This window comes from Lacticaseibacillus pantheris DSM 15945 = JCM 12539 = NBRC 106106 (assembly GCF_001591865.1).
Taxonomy (GTDB): Bacteria; Bacillota; Bacilli; order Lactobacillales; family Lactobacillaceae; genus Lacticaseibacillus; species Lacticaseibacillus pantheris.
The window spans coordinates 1-20890 of the sequence record NZ_BCVS01000017.1 but is presented as its reverse complement, the minus strand read 5'-3'; the positions used below and the strand labels follow the sequence as shown (position 1 = coordinate 20890).

Sequence of the window (20890 nt, the reverse complement as noted above, 5' to 3'; positions counted from 1 at the left end):
GTGCCATGCGCAAAGTAAGCGTCTTACGGAGCCTCTGGGTAGTGCTCGGTATCGGATTACTCGCCATATTAATAGTTATACCGAGTCCGGTGGCGGCGGCAACGTCTACCGGTCAGGTTGTGGTGCTGCCTAGCCAGTCCTCAGGTTCTGGTGTTGACAATGGGCACCACGGGACGGGTGACCGGCCGCACCAGCAGCTGACACCTTTGGAACGGCTGGCCCAGACTGGTGGTATTGGTCTGCGTCGTGGCTCCGAGCAGTCGGCCAGCCCGCAGCGCCACGGCATGTTGCCCCAAACCAGCGAAGCCCAGCTGAACGTGGTGGGGTGGTTGCTCATTATTGTGGCGATCGAGATATGGTTACTGGTAGGTTTACGTAGAAGGAGGGGTGACCGGGATGCAGCAGAAGCTTAATTGGCGGCGGTTTGGAACGTGGTTGTTGCTCGGGGTCACGCTCGTGCTACTGACCGTGGTTCCTCTGCGGACTAGCGCGGATACCACTAGTAACATCACGGTGCCAACGGCGGTGCCGGCGGGGATGCAGACACCGTCGACGGCTGGTGGTGGGTTAACAACGGGCTTTCGCACGGCTTTGAACTGGAATGATTATTCCGCAACACCAACTACGGCCCAGAAGTATGCGTACTTGGAGAGTGGTAACAAGGTAACGGTGAAAACGAGCTTCTCCAAACCTAATCCCACCACTTCCGTAACGTACACAACGTACCTGAAGGTCGGTGACGGGGCAGTTAGCACTTCGCCAACTTCCGCAACCAATGATCCGGCTAACTCAAAACAATCAAACGTCGCGGTTAACTTTGGTACTCCGAGCGGAATTCAAGGCCAAAATGACGTGATTGGATATGAACTCACGGCACCGACTGTGAGCCAACCAACCTGGGTGTATTTTCAGGTGATGGTGCATGAGTCGGGATTGTTTGCGGGTAACTACTACACTTCCGTCTTTCCAATGCTTGTGCTCCCCAAAGATTATAAACCGACGATGAGTTATACTCCGGCCGTAGTGTTCCGCGGCGGCAGCGCCACGGCCACACCGAGTGTCACGACTAATGGATTTACGCTCGGCCTCAAGACTACTACCCCATCTGCAAGCACGGGCTCCTGGGCCGGTACCACCTTTACGGCGACCGGCGTGGGAACTACGAGTGGTGCGTTTAGCGTGACGGTACCGGCAACTAGTGCGGGGACCGCGGCGAAGACGTATACGACCGACACGAAGACGCTGTACATCGGTGATATCGCCGACCAATCGGCCTTTGTGGGCAACGACGCAACGTTTACCGTTCAGTTGCCGGATGGTTTAACCGCGAAGAACGTCCGCTGGAAGGGAGCGGGTCTCACCCAAAACGGTGATAGTTCCAGCTTTACGATTCCGTCGGTCACGATGGCTATGTTTGGTGCGCAGATTACCGCCACGATGGATGTGTACCAAGGTGACACCATGATTCAGAAGGATGCCACGGGCACGGCCACATTGACGACCATTGATTCCTTGGTGAAAGGGGCCGTGACACCGCAGCTGGTTTTCAGCGGCAGTAACGTGCCCAACGGGATGAATCAGGCGCAGGGTAAGGTTACCGGTATGAGCGGCGAGGACTTGGGCGCGCAGACTACTTGGAGCAGCAGTGACCCATCGCTAGCTAGTGTTGATGCAAACGGGAAGTTGACGGCTAATACTACCGGGAAAACTGGTATGGTTAACTTGATTGGCAACACTTTATACGTGACCAAGCAATTCAAAACTACCCAACCAGTCACGGTTGCCCGTCTAGCCCAGCCATCCCCATTGGCCGTGGGCTCCACCGCTACTTTGACTGCACCTAACGCCCCGAGTGGCACTAAGTGGACCTACCAGTGGCAGACGGCCGCGGCCGGATCCACGAACTGGACGGACGTGGGCGGAGCCACTGGCGCGACGTACACCACGCCGAGTCTGACCATGGATAACGACAAGCAACAGTACCGCGTGGTTGTGACGATGGCGGATGGTACCACTAAGGTGACGAGTAACCCCGTCACGTTGACAGTTAACGCGGGCGGCTTGGCGTTGCGTGAGGTGCCTTCGTTTAACTTCCGGGTTGCCCAAGACGGCAAGCCGTTAGACGAAATGACAGATCCAACCGTGCAGTCGTTAATTAACGGTGACTTTGATGGTAGCACCACGGACTTCACGAACCCCGATATTTTTAACAAGTGGATGTTATCAGACAGTGATGGCAATATCGGCTTGAGTGATACTCGGTCCCCAGCCGGGCAGGACTATCAGTTGAGCGTCGCCATGACACCGTTCAAAACTGCGGCGGGTCAGCTGAGTGCGGGCGGTGGCACTGCAAAGGTGTTACTGTACTGGATAGATAGTTCTGGTAACCCCGTAATCGGTGGGACCATTCCGGACAACAATACGGATACCACCGTGATGAGCAATCAACCGGTTAATAGCACTACTGGCCGTCTCGACCAGCAAGTATCGGCATTACTGTCAGTGGGCAAGTCACCACGAGCCGTGGTGGGCCACTATACAAGCACAATGACGTGGACCCTAACTTCGGGGCCTGACGCGAACTAAACGATGGAGCCAGCACGTACAAATGGTGCTGGCTCCTTTTGTATGTTCCAAGTGGTCATTGAACGGGACAAATTTGTTCGATCAGGTCCTGGCTTTGGCTCACGCAGACACGCTATACTGAACTTAACTAATTCGGGCGACGACAACGAGGGGAAGTTGAATTCGATGACTAAGTTTAACCGTGTAATTACGATTGTTGTGGATTCACTAGGCATTGGCCAGGCGGCGGATAGCGCGCAATTTAACGATGTGGGCGCTGACACTTTGGGTCACATCGCGGCCTTTATGGGCGCAGACTGGCGGTTGCCGCACCTACAAAGTCTGGGTATCGGTAATATTCGTCAAGATGACGAAATGGTGGGACTGAAACCGGTGGTAGCCCCGCGCGCAGCCTTTGGCCGGATGGCGGAAATATCTGCGGGTAAGGACTCGATGGACGGTCACTGGGAGATGATGGGGTTGCCCGTCATGGAACCCCTCGGCTACTTTCCGGATGGTTTTCCTGACGCACTGATCAAGCAGATTGCTGACTTTGCGGACCGTCCAGTGATTGTGAACCGCCCCTATTCGGGGACGGACGTCATTCATGATTACGGCGACGAGCAGTTGCGGACGGGGGCGCTGATTGTGTACACTTCGGGCGACTCCGTGCTACAGATTGCGGCGAACGTTGACGTGATTCCTTTGGCTGAGTTGTACCGTATTTGCGAGTACGTGCGTGGGCTGACGGTGGACGCACCCTACCGTATTGGGCGGGTGATTGCGCGCCCGTACACGTACCGGTCGGCGGATGATTTTACGCGCACGAGCGACCGGCGCGATTATACGTTAAAGCCCACGGCGCCAACCGATTTGGACCGGATACAGGCAGCCGGTATACCGACTTACGGCGTGGGCAAAATTAACGATATTTTCTCTGGGCAAGGACTGGATGATGGCGTGCACACGACCAGCAATCATGATGGGATGGTGCAGACGATGCGGGTAGTACAGTCGGGCCGGCAGGGTTTTATTTTCACCAACCTGGTGGATTTAGACGCGATGTACGGTCATCGGCGCAATCCGGCGGGGGCAGCCCAGGCGCTGGAGGAGTTTGACCAGGATTTGGGGACGCTGTTGCCGATGCTGGGGGACAAAGACCTGCTGATTATCACGGCGGACCACGGCAACGACCCCACGTTCCGCGGGACGGACCACACCCGCGAGTTGGTGCCGCTTTTAGCTTATTCACCAAGCTTGGTCAGTGCAAAGCCGCACGATGAACCGCAGCAGTTAGAACTCGGGATTCGGCAACCCTTTAGTGATTTGGGTGTGACGATACTCGATAACTTTGGGGTTGAGAACGGAACGTTTGGGATGTCGTTTTTGGATAAGCTCGAGATATGATGCTTACGTTCGTATCGCACAGAGTAGGACTCGATATTTGTTATCTAGTGCTGCATGGTATGTGGGGGATCAATAAATGTTTGGTTTGGGCGTTAATTAAGGTGTAGGCGGCGGGGGTGGTTTGGATGACGGCTGCCGGCCCGGAGCGCCCTAGGAACGTAGTGACGTAGGGCGGCAAATTTAGTAGACCGGGACGGGTCTTCCCGGGCTACTAAATTCGTGGGAGGCCGGAACGGCCGGAGCGTGCGGTTAGCAGGCTGGTCATCCAAACCGCCCCTGCCGCCGGAGCCTTGATTAACGCCCAAACCGTTCCGCTGCTGGAGCCGGGGCCAAACCGTTCACCCCACCACCCCTACCCAAAACGGGTGGTGGTCTGATATGCTAGTAGCGAGATTGAGTATGCAGTTGCGAGGAGGTTTTGGCCATGCGTGACCATAAATACGGGTTGGGCACGTCCAACTTATCGATATTTCTTGTCCTAATGACGGTGGTTTTCGCCTTTGTGCTGGAAAAGGCGTACACCAGGTATTCACTTATGTGGTGGTTATGCGTGGTGACCTACCTGGTAATTATTGCCGGGATTGACCTGGCGGTAACGAATCGGCGCCGGCGGATTCAGCGTGAGCGCGAGGACCACAAGAAGTAATTACGCGGGGTGGTATAGATGAGTATTCATATTGATGCCGCTAAGGGGAGCGTGGCACCCGTGGTTTTACTGCCGGGCGATCCGTTGCGGGCGGAGTACATGGCGACGAATTTCTTGACGGACGTCACGCAGTACAACGTTGTGCGTGCGGCGTACGGCTACACGGGTACGTACCAAGGGCAAAGGCTGTCAATCCAGGCAACCGGGATGGGCATTCCGTCGATGACCATCTACGCCACGGAGCTCATGCGCGACTTTGGTGCCCAGGTGCTAATTAGGACCGGCACGGCGGGGGGCCTGGCCGACGATATCCAGTTGAGGGATATTGTTTTATCCCAGGCAGCGTCGACCGATAGTTCGATTATCGCGAACACCTTTGGACCCGGAATCACCTTCGCGCCCTGTGCCGATTTTGCGTTGCTCCGGCGCGCCGAAGAATTGGCGCAGGACGCGGGTTATCGGGTGCGTGTGGGCAATACGCTGGGCGAGGACCGGTTCTATAACGACGAGATGGACAAGCAAAAATTGGCCGACTATGGCGTTTTGGCGGCCGAGATGGAAACGCCGGGGCTGTATCTGGCCGCGGCCCACTACCATCGTCAGGCGCTAGCCATGATGACGGTGTCGGACCACATTCCGCGCGACGAGCACATGAGCCCGGACGCACGGCAGTCCACGCTGGACGATATGATCCGGATTGCGTTGCGCTTGGGTAGTGAGGCCGCCGCGCAACTAGATGAATAGCATTGGTGCAGCAAAGGGGCCGCGACAGTTGTCACAGCCCCTTTGCACGTTGAAAGGAAAGTAGAGGTTAATATGCGCAACGAACTGGGGCACGTACGGCCGGTAGAGCCGGATGCCCGCCAGATGACGAACTGGGATATGTGTGCCACGTGGATTGGGGCAAACGCCAATAATGGTACTTGGTACATTGGTGGGGTGATTGCCGCGGCGGGGATGCTGACGGCTTCCACCGCGCTCATCGTTTGCGGGGTGCTTTCGTACGTATTGCTGGCTCTGGCTAGCTACATGGGTTACCGCACCGGACTGCCGGCCATGGCCCTCACCCGGCCGGCGTTCGGCCTCCGCGGGTCGCTCATTCCGTCCGTCATTAACGTGGTGCAGTTCATCGGGTGGGCGGCTGCGAACACCTTTATTGCCGCCATTTCAATTGCTACCATTCTGCACGACCTACTCGGGTGGCCGGCCTATGGCACTCCGGGTGGGCACCGCGGTCTGGTAGTGGGCATTATCGTGATGTCGTTATTACATATGGCTTCTATTGCGCTTGGTGAACGTTCGGTCCGGATGATTGAGCGGGTCGGCATTGTGCTGGTGATGGTGTTCGTGGTTTGGGAATCCATCGTGGTTTTCCAGCACGTGTCGCTAACGGAAATTATGCAGTGGCGTCCGGCCGGACATTTACGACTGAGCGCGGGCGCGGCCATTGACGTGTTGGCGGCGTTTAACCTCGCGTGGGTGACGGCGGCCGCCGACTTTTCCCGGTTTACCGACAAGCCCCACGCCGCAACCACGTGGTCATTCATCGGGGCGAACGTGGGTCTGTTCTGGTTTGCGTTTATTGGGTTGGTGGCCACCATTGCGACGGCCATCACCATGAACCACTTTGACCCGAACGATTCGGATCCCTCGACGATTGCCACCAAGCTGGGGCTCGGCGTGCTGGCGCTGCTGGTCATCGTGATTACCAGTACCACGGCGAACGCGGTCAACCTCATGGCTGCGGGGTCAGCCGTGACGAACATGTGGCACCGCATATCGTTGCGACCAGCGCTGTGGCTGGTGACGATTGTCGCGACGCTGGTGTCGTTTGTACCGCTGTTCTTCGCGACGTTTCTGGATGCGTTCACGGCCTTTCTGGACATGATTGGCATGTTCCTGGGGCCGGAAATTGCCGTCTTCTTGGTGGACTTCTTTATTTTGCGGCACCGGCAATACGACGCCCCGGCCATGAACGTCACCGGGGGTAAGTACTGGTATTGGCACGGCGTTAACTGGCGGGCGCTGGGATCCTGGGCGTTGGGTGTATTGGCTTACTTTGCTTGCCGGCGGATTCCCACGGTGGCTGAGCACCTGGGCGCGACGTTTGTGGCAATGGCCATCACGGCGTGCGTGTACTGGTTGTTGAGCCGTAAGCAAAGTCGCTAGGGATACGTTGTTGTGAGCCATCGGGCACAGAAAAACTCCATTCGGGCCGTAAAAAGCTGGCCCCAATGAAGTCCCCTTTTGGTACGCAAAGTTAGTAATAGATGTAAGATGCAGTTACGCGGACGGCTTCCGGCTTGCCCAGACGCTGCGCGAGGGCGGCCTGGATGTCGTTCTCGTTGGCGCGGGCCCCGTATACCCCGGCGTAGACCCGTTTATGATCAGCGCTAATAAGACGGACGTGACCGATTTGATCGCTTGCAGACTCAATCTGTGCGTTAATGGCGGCGACAGTCAGACCGGGGAGCTTGCTGCGATCGACAATGATGTAGTAGCGGATGTACCCGTTACTATTCGCGCGGTTTGCATTTTCCGGCCAAGTAGCGACCACGGCACCATTATAGTAGGCACGCAACAAGGCCCACAGTCCACCAATTAGCAACAGAAAGCCAACGATGGTGAGCATTGTCATTGCAATCTGAACGGCCGCCCCCCAACGTGCCAGGGTACTAAACCCAATGGTGAGGGCCACAAAGGCGATAATGACCGCTAGACCACCGCGAAGAGTTTGACGCCGGGCGTAGCTAGACCAAGCAGACTGTAACTGACTGTTGAAGCTTTTGAGTTGCTGCGGTGCATCGTTGCTGTCTACCTGGTCCGGTTGTTCATGCCGTTGCCAGGCTAGTTGAGGCGAGAGAATAATGGCGTCAGGAGTTGTCGGCGTGAGTACAAAGTCGCCCAGCTCGGCTTCGGGGTTACTTGAACGTTGTAGGTGCCACCAGCCGTAACTGTAGTTCACGGGCACCCATTGGCGTAAACGCCAGCGGTCAATGATCCGGTTAACCACGATGGGATCGGCCGCAATGGGGTGGAAGATGTACATAGTATCGCCTTCTTTCTACCACATACTACGGCCGTAAGCGCTTACTGTAAAGGTATAAATAACCTAAAATGCACAAAGTCGGTGTGCAATCAGGTAATAGTGGGTTGAGTAAGCATGGTAGCGGTTTCCAGATGCAGCAATCATTGGTAGACTGAAATATGAATTACATTGTGATGACTGATAATTATCCTGGTAACGAATAGCTAATAATACAAGTAGGGGATGGTGGGTCAGATGTTTCCGTACAGTAAGTTGCAATCGCTCAATGACCTAGAAACGGTGATTTATAACTATGTGAATAAGCATTCGCGGGCGGTCGAATCCATGACCATCCGCGAACTGGCCGACCACGCGCACGTTAGCACCACGACCATCCTCCGCTTTGCGAACAAGATGGGCTACGATGGGTACGCGGAGTTGCGGTTCGCGCTCAAGCAACACCGGCGCAACCAGCAACAGACTGAGAGCAACGATAGTTACGACATCACGGTGCCGTTGGCCGACTTTTTCTCCAAGGTGAACTCCACGGACTTCGGCAAACTCATCGATCAGGCAATGACGCTGATCGACGCAGCCCCCATGGTCCTGTTCTTTGGCATCGGGACCGGGGCGTCCTTAAGTCAATATGGCGCACGCTTCTGGTCGAACGCCGGCAAGCTGGCGCTGCCCGTACCGGACCCGTTCCAGCCGTTTACTGGTGGGACGCCGTTTCCCAAAGGCACGGTGGTAGTGGTGCTCTCAGTATCTGGCGAAACCGCGGAGGTGATTGAGTTTGTGAGCCGTGTGCAGCCGGAAGGGGCCAAAATCATCGCGGTTACCAACCACGATCGGTCCACGCTGGCCAAAATGAGCGACCTCACAATCAGTTACTACATGCCGGAACTGAAACACGGCTCACTCAACCTCACGACACAGATTCCCATTGTCTACCTCATCGAGATGATTGCGCACCGTTTGGACGATGAGCGGGATAATGGTTAGTTAAACAAACGAACAAAGCGAACATATACGGACCGTCAGCCGTCACGCGCTGGCGGTCCGTTTTGCTGTAGGCACTTTGAATGACCGTAGCTAGACGTTGATGTGCCGGCCTCTAATGCGGATTTGGTGTGGACCAATGTGACAGGTTCCATTTTTGTTACATGTTATAAAGCGGTGAACGTGTTTTTTGTGTTCGTGAAACCGTATACATCAAAACCGCAAGCGCATACAATTATCTTTGTGATAGGGAATCACAACATCCTTGGCCAAGGTTGTCAGCAATTATCACTACCAACGTAGTTAATTTATTTCTGGGTAACGCCCGTGGTGCGGTGAGCACCAGCAGGCGTTCGAGTCGCAACGGTACGGAAACACCGTGCCGCGGGTGCAAAATATAATGTAGGTGAATTCTATGAATGACTTTATTAATGACAAAGTATTGCCTAAGGTCATGCGGTTCACGGACAGTAAGATTATTACCGCTTTGAAGAACGGGATGATTTACACCATTCCCTTCATCATCATTGGTTCCGTCTTCCTGATCCTATCGTCCTTACCAATCGTATCCTGGGCCAACTGGATGAATAGTACCGGCTTGGTACCATACTTCAACCAGGCAACGAACTTTTCCTTTAACCTCATGGCAATTATCGCCGTCACCGGGATTGCGTACGAGTGGGCACGCAATGAAGGTATCGCGGCATTACCAGCCGGGATTACCGGTTTAATCAGTTTTCTGGTCGTATTGCAGCCCACCACGCCAATTACTAACCCCGCCGGCAAAGTGCTGGTGAAGAACGTGCGTCACCTGACCGGGTTTATCGACACGAGTTGGTTGGCTGGTAAAGGTATGATTGCCGCCATCATCATCGGTTTGGTCACCGGTTGGATTTATTCTTGGTTCGTGAAGAACAATATCACCATCAAGTTGCCTGAACAGGTACCAGCTAACGTGGCGAACTCCTTTGTTGCCTTGATTCCAGCGGCCGCATTGGTTACCTTCTGGATGCTGGTCTACATGGCCTTTGACCACTTTGGTCACACGTCCATGTTGGCATGGATCTACAACGTAATTCAGACGCCACTGCAAGGGATTACCGATTCGTTCGGTGGTGCGCTGATTGTACCAATTCTGATTTCGTTCCTCTGGTTCTTCGGTGTCCACGGTTCATCCATCGTTTCTGGGATCATGACGGCCATCCTGCTGTCGAACGGGACTGACAACGCCAAGCTCTTTGCTTCCGGTAACCTGTCCCTGAGCCACGGTGGTCACATCTTCACCCAGGCACTGCTGGACCAGTTCGGTACCGTCACTGGTGCCGGGATTACCATTGGGCTGGTTGTATACATGCTGTGGTTTGCTAAGTCCGAACAGATTAAGAGTTTAGGTAAGTTGGAAATTGCTCCGGCGTTGTTCAACATTAACGAACCAATTCTGTTTGGTGTTCCGTTAGTGCTGAACCCAGTGATGGCTATTCCGTTCATCCTGACGCCAACGTTGTCCATGGGGCTTACGTACCTGGCCATCAAGATTGGTCTGTTACCACTATTCAACGGGGTTTACGTACCGTGGACCACGCCGCCAATCTTCTCTGGTTTCCTTGTTGGTGGCTGGCGGACAGCTCTATGGCAAGCATTGATGTTGGCCATGACCTTCTTTACCTACCTGCCGTTCATCCGTAAGTACGACAACCAGTTGTACAAAGAAGAACAGGATAACCTGGCGGAAGAAGAAGCGGCTCAGGCATCCAAATAGTTAATTAAGATAGTTCGTTTAGGCCGTGACCAAAGGTGTGACCGCGTCGCAATGGCGGGTCGGCTTTGGCCGCGGTTTGTATTTACACAGAATGGAGCGTTGATATGACAAAGTTACGCAAAGATTTCCTCTGGGGTGGCGCGGTCGCTGCCCATCAACTTGAAGGCGGCTGGCAAGACGGCGGCAAAGGTGTGAGCGTGGCTGACGTCATGACTGCGGGTGCCAACGGGGTCGAACGGCAAATTACTGACGGTGTGTTGCCGGGTCAGAATTATCCTAACCATGAGGCAATTGATTTCTACCACCACTACAAGGACGACGTGAAGTTGTTCGCGGACCTAGGGCTGAAAGCGTTCCGGACCTCCATCGCCTGGACGCGGATTTTTCCGAATGGTGACGAGGACGAACCGAATGAAGCGGGGCTCCAGTTCTACGACGACCTGTTCGACGAGCTCCACAAGTACGGGATTGAGCCGGTGATTACGCTGTCTCACTTTGAAATGCCGTACCACCTAGTTACCGAGTACGGCGGGTGGCGGAGCCGCAAGGTAATTGATTTCTTCGTCCACTTTGCGACCGTCGTGTTTAAGCGGTACAAGGACAAAGTGAAGTACTGGATGACGTTCAACGAGATTAACAACCAGGCAAATACTGATGCAGCGTTCGCGCTATTCACCAACTCTGGTGTGAAGGTAGAACCCGGTGAGGACGCGGAACGCACGATGTACCAGGCCGCTCATTACGAGGTGGTTGCGAGTGCGTTGGCCGTCCAGATTGGTCACCAGATCAACCCTGATTTTCAGATTGGGGCCATGATTGCTATGGTGCCACTCTATCCGGCCTCGCCCAACCCCCGGGACATTTTCAAGGCCGAGCGGGCGATGCAGACGCGTTATTGGTTCGCCGACGTGCAAGCCAACGGTGCCTACCCGGCATGGTTGACGCAGTACCAGGCGGATGCGGGCTTTGATCTCGACATTACGTTGGCGGACCGTGACGTGCTGGCAGCGGGCAAAGTGGATTACATCGGCTTTTCGTACTACATGTCCAACGCGGTTAAGGCCAAGGACGACGAGCCGGACTCCTACAAGTATGAGGAAAGCAAAGACATCGTGCGCAACCCCACTGTTGAGGCTTCGGAATGGGGATGGCAGATTGATCCGCAGGGCTTGCGGTACGCTATGAACTGGTTTAACGACCGGTTCCACTTGCCGCAGTTTATCGTCGAGAACGGCTTTGGTGCCATCGATAAGATTGACGCTGATGGCCACGTGCACGACGATTACCGGGTTGATTATCTCCGCCAGCACATTGAGCAGATGAAGTTGGCCGTGGAGGTTGATGGGGTGGACCTGATGGGGTACACGCCATGGGGGTTCATCGACTTGGTCTCTGCGGGGACGGGCCAGATGGATAAGCGTTACGGCTTTATCTATGTTGATAAAAACGATGCCGGTGAGGGGACACTCAAGCGTTCCAAGAAGGATTCGTTCTATTGGTTCCGCCACGTGATTGCCACTAACGGTGAGGACCTGAGCGACGTTAAGCCGGAATATTAGGGATACTTTGACACTATACGAGGTGCAATAATTATGGCTGAAAAAACAATTATGCTAGCATGCAACGCGGGCATGTCCACGAGTCTACTGGTTGCCAAGATGCAGAAGGCTGCGGCTGATGCGGGCGAGGACGTGGAGATTTTTGCCACTTCCGCTGACCAGATTGACCAGAAGATGGACGAGAAGAATCCCAACATTTTGATGCTGGGACCACAAGTGCGGTACATGTTTAAGAAGCTACAGGACAGGCTGGACATCCCGGTCGAGGTCATCGACATGAAGGATTACGGCATGATGAACGGCAAAGGTGTACTGGAGACGGCGTTGAAGGGGATAAAGGAATAACCAGAGCGAAGCCCCGCGGTTAAAAGCCAGATTGGAAAGGAACGTGCAGAATGGCTGAAGAACAAGAACAAGAACAAGACCTTGAAGCCATCATGGGCCTCATCGTAAACGGCGGTAACGCCAAGAGCCTCGCCTTTGAGGCCATTGCTTCCGCAAAGGCCGGCGACTTTGATGACGCAGACGCTAAGCTGGAAGAGGCTAACGTGGCGCTGGGGAAGGCCCATGACGCTCAGACGGGGATGCTGACACAGGAGGCCCAAGGTAACCACGTGCACGTGGGTTTGCTCACGGTGCACTCGCAGGACCACCTGATGACGGCAATCACGTTTCGGGATCTGGCTGGTGAGATTGTAGATTTGTACAAGAAGTTGGCCGGAGTTCCGGTCACAGATTAGTTGAGTCGTAGTAGGGGGCGCGGGATGCGGTACTTTATTAGCTTTGATGTTGGTGGGACCTCCATTAAACACGGACTGGTTGATGAACAGGGCAAAGTAGTGGAACGGGGCTCGTTCATGACGTACAATACGCGCCAGGAGAACCTGGACGGTCTGGTGAAGGCGGTCCACCATTATCAGAATAGTTATACGGTGGACGCAATCGGTGTCTCCGCGCCGGGAATCGTGCGGGCTGATGGCTACATGATTACTGGCGGTGCGATCGACAGTTTCTTTGAATTTAACTTTGCCCAGACGCTACAGGAAATGACGGGGCTGCCGACCCACGTGGAAAATGACGCCAACGCCGCAGCAATTGCGGAACGCTGGCTCGGCAACGCGCAGGGTGTGCAGAACTATGTTTGCCTGGTTTTGGGTACGGGTATTGGCATGGGCATCGTGATTAACGGTGTGGTGTTCCGCGGAGCCCATGGCATGGCCGGCGAAGTTGGGTGGAACATCATCCATGATGTCGACCTGACGCAGGACCTGGAAGCCGCCTCGCTGAACTACCACGCCTCGGTGGTTTCGGGGCTGGTGCGGCGGTACAACGCGTCGTTGAAGTTGGCGTTTCCCAACGCAACGTACGTATCCGACGCGCGGGACATCTTAGCACTCGCACACGAAGATGACCGTATCGCGGCGCCGATTTACCGGGACTTCTTGATGGATGTGTCCACCATGGTACTGAACCTCTTCGGCAACTTTGACCCCGAAGTGATCCTGATTGGCGGTGGTATTAGTGCCAATGATCAATTTATGGTTGACCTGCACGCAATGGTTGATGAATGCCTGGCACGGCACAAGGCGCTTAACGGCGTGAAGGACCGGGTGCTGGGTCAGGTGAAGCCGGCGGGGTTACGCAACGACGCCGGTCTGTTGGGCGCGGTTTATCCGTTAGTACGGGACGCAAAGAAGGGATAAAGACTATGCTGAAATATCACTTTATGAGAAATAACGTGGCGCACGAGGAGGCCTTCTTGGCGCGTCAGGGTGCACACGGCTACATGTTGCGCCGCATTCGGGGTTCGCGCTACTTCTTTGAACGGACCGATGCTGACGCCCATTACAACGTGACTTTGCGGCTCACGCAGACGCCGACGGTTGCAGCGCCGCGTGCGGAACGCGTGGTCACTATGCAAGTGTCGCGGGAAATGTTCTACCACGTCATCTACTCGCAAGACGAGCGGGCAAAGGTCACGACGCGCTCGAATGCGACTGCGGTCGAGCAGTACCACACGTACATGTTGGACGCGGGCGCAAAGCAGGAATGGAAGGGCGGCGTCGGGTTGTTCGGCGGCCTCATCCTGATGACCGGCGCGGTGGCGCTGGCCCAGGTTGCGGGTGTATTGGGCAGTCTACCCGTTCGTGCCATCGTCATGATTGCCGGCGTGGCGCTGGCGGCGGCCGGGTTACGCGGCATCTTCATCGGGCTCCGTAACTCCATTGGTTCCGTGCACCCCAAGCGCGGGACCGCGAATGGTGAGGCCCGGTAGCATCATCTAACCATGTGTATACGAAGACCCACAACCGATTGGCTGTGGGTCTTTGCTTTGTCCTGAAATTGTGTGGGGCGAACCCGCGGGCGGGGTTTGGGGTTGCGGCTTACGTGCCCTGCGCCGTGATTGCTACACCCGCACGCTTTAGCCCGTGCCGGGCTTCCACGAAGCCAAAGAAAACCACTTTGTCTCCAGGATTTGCCGCTGTAATTCGCTACGCTCCTAGGGCTGGCTCTGCCAGACCGGCGAATTAACTCCCAGTTAAGGTGCTAAAGCACCAACCGGAAGTAAACGAACAGCGCTCCGGGGTCGCAGCAACCACGTCTCCGGGCACGACGCCTCCACCCCAAACCCCGCCCGCGGGTTCCCGATACGTAACAGCAGTGGTTACCGCTCCTACCCCACACGCCTCCGCTCACCGGTCCGACCGACGTGGGCTCCTGCTACTGTGGCTATAACGCCAGAGTGAATGTGGTTTAGCACGTCGGTTGGCTTTAGCCTCATCAACCAGATCAGCAAGCTGGAGCAACAGGAGTGCAATCTGCAGGTTATCAGCGACGGAAAAGCCTCCAGCGGGATTGAGCGTCACTAACCCAAAGCACTACGAAAGATTGCTAGTGCGGGGATTGTCTGGATGGCGGCTATAAAATGATTGGGTGGACGAACCACAAAAATATCCGTCAAGCAAAATACTCAGCAAATACGAACCTCTCCGTTTGCGTTTATCGTGATTATCCACCTATGAATCTTTAATGTAGAAGGTGTTTATATTACAAAGTTTTGAGTGTCATCACTTCCACGAGAAAAATGACCTATTGCCGAATCAAAATATTGGGCTAGACAATACTTCCCAATTCTCATAGATAGTGTCTTTTACATCAAAACTTTCGTGAGCAAGTAAGTACTCTTTTGCTTTGAGAACTAAGGGCGATGAATTTTTAATCGTTAAATTTTCTAAAGGGATCTTCGCGGCACCTAGGGAGTCTTGGCCAATGAACTGAGGGGCGACGGGCTCTATAGCCCCTGCAGACTTGTGAACTCTGTAAAAAACGCAGATATGCTGATTGAATGCCCATTTTTCATAAGCCCAAGGATATTTAAATGAAGTTGTTCCTACTTGCTCTGTTCTCGATGTCGACAAACCCGTTTCTTCGTATATTTCCCGGGAAATAGCCTTAAACAAAGACTCTCCATCCGCAAGACTACCCCCGGGTAGGTCATATCTATTTATATATGGCCCACCATTTTTCTTGATTACGACTAATCCGTTCTCATCTCCAATGATACCGTAAACACCGAATGCTACATGATATCTTTTTGGCATCTATTATTTCCCTTTCAAGATGCAAGAGGTAGGGCCCACCGGTTTGGGGCGGTTGCCCCAACGGGTTATCGACTTCTCGCCTAAATTCACTAAAATACACTCGACTATAATCATAACCTGTAGAACATAAACAGCGCTTCGAAGGCGTGGTTGCTATAGTAGCGTGAGGCCGCGTCGGACGGGTTGGTGATTTAAGGCGTGTGGGCCGGAGTGGTGGATTACCGCGGAGCGCCCACGAAAGCCGTAACTCACCAACCCGACCGGCGCGGCCGTCACCCACTACCGTAGCAATCCTCAGCATAGGGCACGAAAGCCGCAACCCCACCACCGCTTTGCCTGCACAAACACCCTAAAGTACCGGCAAGATGTGGATGAGTTCGAGGCCCGGTACCGTCGTCAAGACCTGCCGCCACTGTGCAACCGCGCTGTCGGTGACGGGGCCCGTCAGGACGGTGACGCGTCCGCGGCCCCTTTGCACCCTGCCGCTAATACCCAGTGCGGCTAGCTGCTCGCGCGTCACGTCGTCGCCGCGGATGCCCACGAAACGCGGCGACACCCGGTGCGCCGCGTCCGCCACGACCGCCGGGGTGTCCGTGTCTACGAAGCGTTCGGGGGTGTTGCCGTCGTGGATGTTGTCAGCCAGGTCCAGCAGGTCAGCCACGATGGAGTTGGCCGTGGGCAGCGCGCCGGCGCCCGGACCAACCATGCTCAGGCGGTTGACGTTGTGCGAATCAATCAACACCGCGTTGTTCTCGTCCCGTACCGCTGCCAGCGGGTGCGCCAACGGTACCAAGTGCGGGGCCACCCGCATACACAGACCGTCTGGCGTGAGTTCGCTCACCGCCAGCGGCTTAATGGCGTAGCCCCAAATGCTGGCGGCCACAAAGTCCTGAGGCTGTAGCGTCGTGATGCCCTGGATGCTGACGTCATCAATGGTGGGGCTCATGCCGAACGCAAAGCGGGTCAGGATCAGCAACTTGTACGTTGCGTCCAAACCATCGACGTCGTTGGCTGGGTTGGCTTCCGCAAACCCTTTGCTTTGGGCCAAGCTGAGCGCATCGTCGTACGACGCTCCATGGGCAATCATCTGCGTCAGGATGAAGTTACTCGTGCCGTTGGCGATGCCCGTGATTCGTGAAATGGGGTCGCCCGCGTAGGCGTTGCGAAGCGTGCGCAGTACGGGGATGGCACCCATCACCGCCGCCTCGTAGTACAAACCCACGTGGTGGGCGGCCGCAATTTGGCTGAGCTCAGCGCCATCCGTAGCGATGAGGTCCTTGTTGGCCGTGACGACGTGTTTACCAAAGGTGAGGGCGGTGGTGATGAGCTCCTTAGCAGCCGTCCGACCGCCGATGGCCTCCACCACCACTTTGATATTAGGGTCCGTCACGATACTGGTGCTGTTCGTAGTGAGCGCGATGTCAGGATACTGTGCCTGGCGTTCCGGCGTGACCGTGCGCACCGCAATCCGCGTCACTTTGAGGCGGCGTGCTGCTAGTCGCGGTTGGGGTTGCCGTAAAATCTCAACCAACCCCGAGCCCACGGTGCCCAATCCTAGTAGGCCAATGTTAATTGTGTCCATGATCACCGGTCCCCTCTACGACTGTGCGGGCACGGCGATTTTGGCAAAGGCCTGTGCGAGGTCGGCAATCAGGTCGTCGGGATCCTCCAGGCCGACCGAGAAGCGTAGCAGCCCGGGCGTAATCCCTGACGCGGCCTGGTCCGCCACGCTGAGCTCGGCGTGGCTCATCTTTGGTGGGTACGACAAAATTGTCTCCGTACCACCGAGTGATACCGAGAACTCAGGGATGGTCGTCGTTTCCGCGACCGTGCGTGCGGCGGTCTCACTACCTACGTCAAAGCTGAGGACGGCCCCACCGTTAACGGCTTGGCGTTGCTGGATTGCGTAACCCGCGTTGCTGGGCAGCCCCGGGTAACAGACTCGCGTCACTTGGGGCTGTTGTTCCAGCCACTCGGCAATCCGTTGTGCGGCGGAGCTGGATTGCTGCATCCGGACGCCTAGCGTTTTGATTCCCCGCAACAGCAACCAACAGTCGGTGACGCCCAGTGTTGCGCCAACCGCGTTCTGAATAAAGTAAATCTGGTCCGCTAATTCTTGGTCGTTCGTGATGGCCGCTCCTGCCACAATGTCGGAGTGACCCGCCAAAAACTTGGTGGCCGAGTGGACAACGATATCGACCCCTAGGTGCAAAGGCTTCTGGAGCACCGGCGACATGAACGTGTTGTCCGCGATGGCAATCAGGTGGTGCTGGTGGGCCAGGTCGGCCACCGCCGCGATATCGGTGACGGCCAGGATCGGGTTAGATGGTGTTTCAATGTAGATGGCCTTAGTGTTCGGCTGAATGGCCGCGGCTACGGCGTCCAGGTCGGAGAGGTCGACGAAGGTGTGCTCGATGCCAAAGCGGGGTAGTACTTCCTCCAAGATACGGAACGTCCCGCCATATACGTACTTAGAAATAATCAGGTGGTCACCCTGGCTAAAGGTCATCAGGACGGAGCTAATGGCGGCCATCCCCGTGCTGAACAGGTAGCCAAATTGACCGTCCTCCAAAGTAGCGACGGCGTGTTCCGCAACCTCACGGGTGGGGTTACCGGAACGCGAGTAGTCAAACTTCCCGAACTCGTCGAAGCTCGCCTGATTAAACGTTGACGATAACTGAATGGGGGTGTTCACCGCCCCCGTAGCAGGGTCCTGAACGGTAGTGGCTTTGATGATTTTAGTCCAATCGTGCATGAGTCGGCTCCTTAGTTGAGCGGCACCACGCAGAAGGTATCACGTTGGGTGTCCGGCCCAACCAGCAACAAGTGCTTGCTAGTCTGAACACCTGACGCGCTACCTTCTAAGCGCATGGCTTCGCTTTATTTTTTATGCTGGCAAAGTTACATGTATGTTGTGTTATCCGTATAAAACTCGATCCGTTTTGATACTAATTACTTGGTGGTAGTTGGTGCTCCGGCGGCGATAGCCTGTGTCAGGTCGGCCAACAGGTCCTCTTTGTCCTCGAGGCCGACTGACAGGCGAATTAGCTGGGGCGTGATGCCTAACTCTAGGCGGTCACCGACTGGCATGTCGTGATGCGTCTGGACGTACGGCACGGTGACGAGGGATTCCGTCCCACCCAGGCTTTCGGCGAACGAACAGACCCGGAGTGCACGGAGAAAGCGGTCGACGCTGAAATCATCCGCGAGGTAAAAGCTAATCATACCGCCGACACCGGCGTACAGCACCCGGTCTACACCCGCGACTTTGGGTAGCTCCGCGGCTAAGAACTGGGCGTTTTCGGTGTGGTATTTCATCCGCACGTGGAGCGTTTTGAGTGAGCGAATTAGCAACCAGCTATCAAACGGGGCTAGGTTCTGGCCGGTGGTGGTCAACTGGAAGCTCAACTTGTCGGCCAGCTGGTCGTCTTTGACAATTACCGCTCCAGCCAGGATATCGTTGTGACCACCGAGGTACTTGGTGGCCGAGTGCACCACGATGTCCGCGTCGTCGTCGAGCGGATTCTGATATACCGGCGTGAGGAAGGTATTGTCCACCGCAATCAGGATGTCCGGCCGGGTCGCGTGCACGGTGCGGGCGACCGCCTCAATGTCGATAATCTTCATGGTCGGGTTGCTGGGCGTCTCCAGCCAAATCAACTTGGTTGTGGGGCGAATGAGCAACAACAGGTCGTCGACGTTGCGGCCATTCCATTTATCGTAATTGACGTGGTAGCGCGCCTGACGCTCATCAAAGTAGCGGAAGGAACCGCCGTAGAGGTCGTCGCTGGCGATGAAATGGTCGTCGGTGGCCGTGAGCGTCGAGAACACGAGGTCAATGGCGGCCATCCCGGAGCTGGTAGCAAAGGCGTGGGTGCCGTGTTCGATGGCGGCCAGCTGCTTTTCCAACTCCAGCCGGGTCGGGGTGGTCATCCGGGAATAGTCAAAGCCGGTGGATTCGCCGAGTCCGGGGTGCCGGAACGCCGTGGAAAAGTTAAGCGGAACGACCACGGAGCCGGACCGGTCGTCTTCCGTGCCGTTGGTGCCTTGAACAAGTTGGGTTGCTAGTTTAGTCATGAGCTACCTCCTGGGGTGTGAGTTGCTGGAGCCATTGACGGTAAAACTTAGTGGTATCGTTCCGCCACGAATTAACGGGACGTAGGTTCGGATCAAAGTAGTGGGCGGGTGGCGCGATGCGGAGCCCACGGTGCCTGTCGCGGTGGAACTCGGACGCGAGCGTGCCGGTCCAGTACTCGAGGTGCCCGGTAACGTAGGTGGACCGTAACGCGGTGTTGGTAACGATTGTGGCGCCAATCCGGTCGTCTCCCGCTACGACTTTGCCCGTCCGTACCGAATTGGTGGGAATGGTGAAGTAGCGTGAGTGCGGCATGGTGATGCCATTCGTTGTGTAGACGCCGTAAATTTTGTGGGTGACCTGGTGCCCGTCCGCCACGTTGTCCAAGTGGAGTGCGGCGTACGCGCCCCAGCAGAGGAACAGGCTGTGGTTAACATGGCTGCGTCGCCACGCAATGAACCGCTGAAACTCCGGCCAGAAATCAATGTCGTTAAATGCAAGGCGATCGATGGCAGCCCCCGTAACGATGAGGCCGTCAAAGTACTGGTCGGTGAGTTCATCGAGTGTTGGGTAGGCCGCATGCACCGCCGCGGCGTGGTTACGAATGTGGTGAGTACCAGGTACGGCAAAGGTGATGGTGAGGTCGGTTCCGGTAGTGGCTAACGCCGCAACAATCTGTTGCTCGGTGACCGCGCGGGTGGGCATCAGGTTCAACACCAGGATGCGGAGTGCGTGGGGTGTGGGCGTGATGTGGTTACGCGTGAAACCAGTTGTGATAGCAATGGTCATGATGGGGGGCTCCTTTCTGGTGGGTTATGGCGGTCAGCTTGCTTGGCTACGCAAAAAAATCGTCCCGCTACAAAGGTAAGTCATTACCTTTGTAGCGGGACGATTTGCTCGTGTTACCACCCGTGTTCTGGCCGCCGTCGCCGGTAGCCACTCTAGCAGTACGGCGGCTTGGCCGCGATACTGGACCACGTTAACGGGTGGAACCGGGGGGTACTCACTTACGCTCGTACGCACCTAACTTTGCTTTGAGACCATCTTCACGCACCGCGATGTTGCCGAATTCCACCAACTTCGGCTCTCTGTGAACTCACGGGTGCACTACTCATCTCTGCGTCATTTATATTGCCATAATATTAAATCATTATTAGAGGCTGGTCAAGAGTGCGGGGCAACTTTGTTGGTCAATGCGGTGGTGGCAGCGTAGGCCGGAACGGTGAGCTGCGGCTTCCGTAGGGCGCTCC

19 protein-coding genes are annotated in these 20890 nt (G+C 55.7%); 13 read left to right on the top strand and 6 right to left on the bottom strand.

Annotated elements, in window-relative coordinates:
* Nucleotides 1-5: 5 nt before the first annotated feature.
* From LPA02S_RS03175 to LPA02S_RS03150, 6 genes are all read left to right on the top strand, one after another.
* Nucleotides 6-413, top strand: a complete 408-nt coding sequence (locus LPA02S_RS03175) for a hypothetical protein (RefSeq protein WP_056956190.1) — start codon at nt 6-8, stop codon at nt 411-413.
* Nucleotides 397-2586, top strand: coding sequence for an Ig-like domain-containing protein (locus tag LPA02S_RS03170; RefSeq protein ID WP_056956189.1), 2190 nt, complete (start codon nt 397-399; stop codon nt 2584-2586). The genes LPA02S_RS03175 and LPA02S_RS03170 overlap by 17 nt, the downstream gene beginning before the upstream one ends.
* A 165-nt stretch (nt 2587-2751) precedes the next feature.
* Nucleotides 2752-3972, top strand: a complete 1221-nt coding sequence (locus LPA02S_RS03165) for a phosphopentomutase (protein ID WP_056956188.1) — start codon at nt 2752-2754, stop codon at nt 3970-3972.
* Nucleotides 3973-4396: 424 nt separating this feature from the next.
* Complete coding sequence (locus tag LPA02S_RS03160; protein ID WP_054650971.1) at nt 4397-4618, top strand: hypothetical protein; 222 nt, start codon at nt 4397-4399, stop codon at nt 4616-4618.
* Between the two features lie 18 nt (nt 4619-4636).
* Complete coding sequence (deoD, locus tag LPA02S_RS03155; RefSeq protein ID WP_054650973.1) at nt 4637-5362, top strand: purine-nucleoside phosphorylase; 726 nt, start codon at nt 4637-4639, stop codon at nt 5360-5362.
* Nucleotides 5363-5434: 72 nt separating this feature from the next.
* Nucleotides 5435-6787, top strand: coding sequence for a cytosine permease (locus tag LPA02S_RS03150; RefSeq protein WP_054650975.1), 1353 nt, complete (start codon nt 5435-5437; stop codon nt 6785-6787).
* A 91-nt stretch (nt 6788-6878) separates the two neighbouring features.
* Here LPA02S_RS03150 and LPA02S_RS03145 read toward each other — a convergent pair whose 3' ends face one another.
* Entirely contained in the window at nt 6879-7667 is a 789-nt protein-coding gene (locus tag LPA02S_RS03145) for a hypothetical protein (RefSeq protein WP_054650977.1), read from the bottom strand.
* Between the two features lie 234 nt (nt 7668-7901).
* On the opposite strand from LPA02S_RS03145, the gene LPA02S_RS03140 reads away from it, so the two are divergent.
* From LPA02S_RS03140 to LPA02S_RS03110, 7 genes are all read left to right on the top strand, one after another.
* Nucleotides 7902-8648, top strand: coding sequence for a MurR/RpiR family transcriptional regulator (locus LPA02S_RS03140; RefSeq protein ID WP_056956187.1), 747 nt, complete (start codon nt 7902-7904; stop codon nt 8646-8648).
* Nucleotides 8649-9060: 412 nt separating this feature from the next.
* On the top strand, nt 9061-10404 hold the full coding sequence (locus LPA02S_RS03135) for a PTS sugar transporter subunit IIC (protein ID WP_054650981.1): 1344 nt from the start codon (nt 9061-9063) through the stop codon (nt 10402-10404).
* Between the two features lie 104 nt (nt 10405-10508).
* On the top strand, nt 10509-11963 hold the full coding sequence (locus LPA02S_RS03130) for a 6-phospho-beta-glucosidase (protein WP_056956186.1): 1455 nt from the start codon (nt 10509-10511) through the stop codon (nt 11961-11963).
* A gap of 33 nt (nt 11964-11996) precedes the next feature.
* On the top strand, nt 11997-12308 hold the full coding sequence (locus LPA02S_RS03125) for a PTS sugar transporter subunit IIB (protein WP_056956185.1): 312 nt from the start codon (nt 11997-11999) through the stop codon (nt 12306-12308).
* A 50-nt stretch (nt 12309-12358) separates the two neighbouring features.
* Entirely contained in the window at nt 12359-12703 is a 345-nt protein-coding gene (locus LPA02S_RS03120) for a PTS lactose/cellobiose transporter subunit IIA (protein ID WP_056956184.1), read from the top strand.
* Nucleotides 12704-12727: 24 nt separating this feature from the next.
* On the top strand, nt 12728-13666 hold the full coding sequence (locus LPA02S_RS03115; protein ID WP_054650985.1) for an ROK family protein: 939 nt from the start codon (nt 12728-12730) through the stop codon (nt 13664-13666).
* Nucleotides 13667-13671: 5 nt separating this feature from the next.
* Nucleotides 13672-14238: a hypothetical protein gene (locus tag LPA02S_RS03110; protein WP_054650987.1), complete on the top strand. Its 567-nt coding sequence runs from the start codon at nt 13672-13674 to the stop codon at nt 14236-14238.
* 826 nt (nt 14239-15064) lie between these two features.
* Here LPA02S_RS03110 and LPA02S_RS03105 read toward each other — a convergent pair.
* The 5 genes from LPA02S_RS03105 to LPA02S_RS03085 all read right to left on the bottom strand — a co-directional run bounded on the left by LPA02S_RS03105 (nt 15065) and on the right by LPA02S_RS03085 (nt 20429).
* Complete coding sequence (locus tag LPA02S_RS03105) at nt 15065-15565, bottom strand: NUDIX hydrolase (RefSeq protein ID WP_056956183.1); 501 nt, start codon at nt 15563-15565, stop codon at nt 15065-15067.
* A gap of 349 nt (nt 15566-15914) precedes the next feature.
* Nucleotides 15915-17147 (bottom strand): homoserine dehydrogenase, encoded by a 1233-nt coding sequence (locus tag LPA02S_RS03100; RefSeq protein WP_056956182.1) that lies wholly within the window; start codon nt 17145-17147, stop codon nt 15915-15917.
* Between the two features lie 15 nt (nt 17148-17162).
* Entirely contained in the window at nt 17163-18320 is a 1158-nt protein-coding gene (locus LPA02S_RS03095) for a trans-sulfuration enzyme family protein (protein WP_056956181.1), read from the bottom strand.
* A 197-nt stretch (nt 18321-18517) separates the two neighbouring features.
* Nucleotides 18518-19642, bottom strand: a complete 1125-nt coding sequence (locus LPA02S_RS03090; RefSeq protein WP_056956180.1) for a trans-sulfuration enzyme family protein — start codon at nt 19640-19642, stop codon at nt 18518-18520.
* Nucleotides 19635-20429, bottom strand: a complete 795-nt coding sequence (locus LPA02S_RS03085; RefSeq protein WP_054649476.1) for a homoserine O-acetyltransferase/O-succinyltransferase family protein — start codon at nt 20427-20429, stop codon at nt 19635-19637. The genes LPA02S_RS03090 and LPA02S_RS03085 overlap by 8 nt, the downstream gene beginning before the upstream one ends.
* Between the last annotated feature and the right edge of the window lie 461 nt (nt 20430-20890).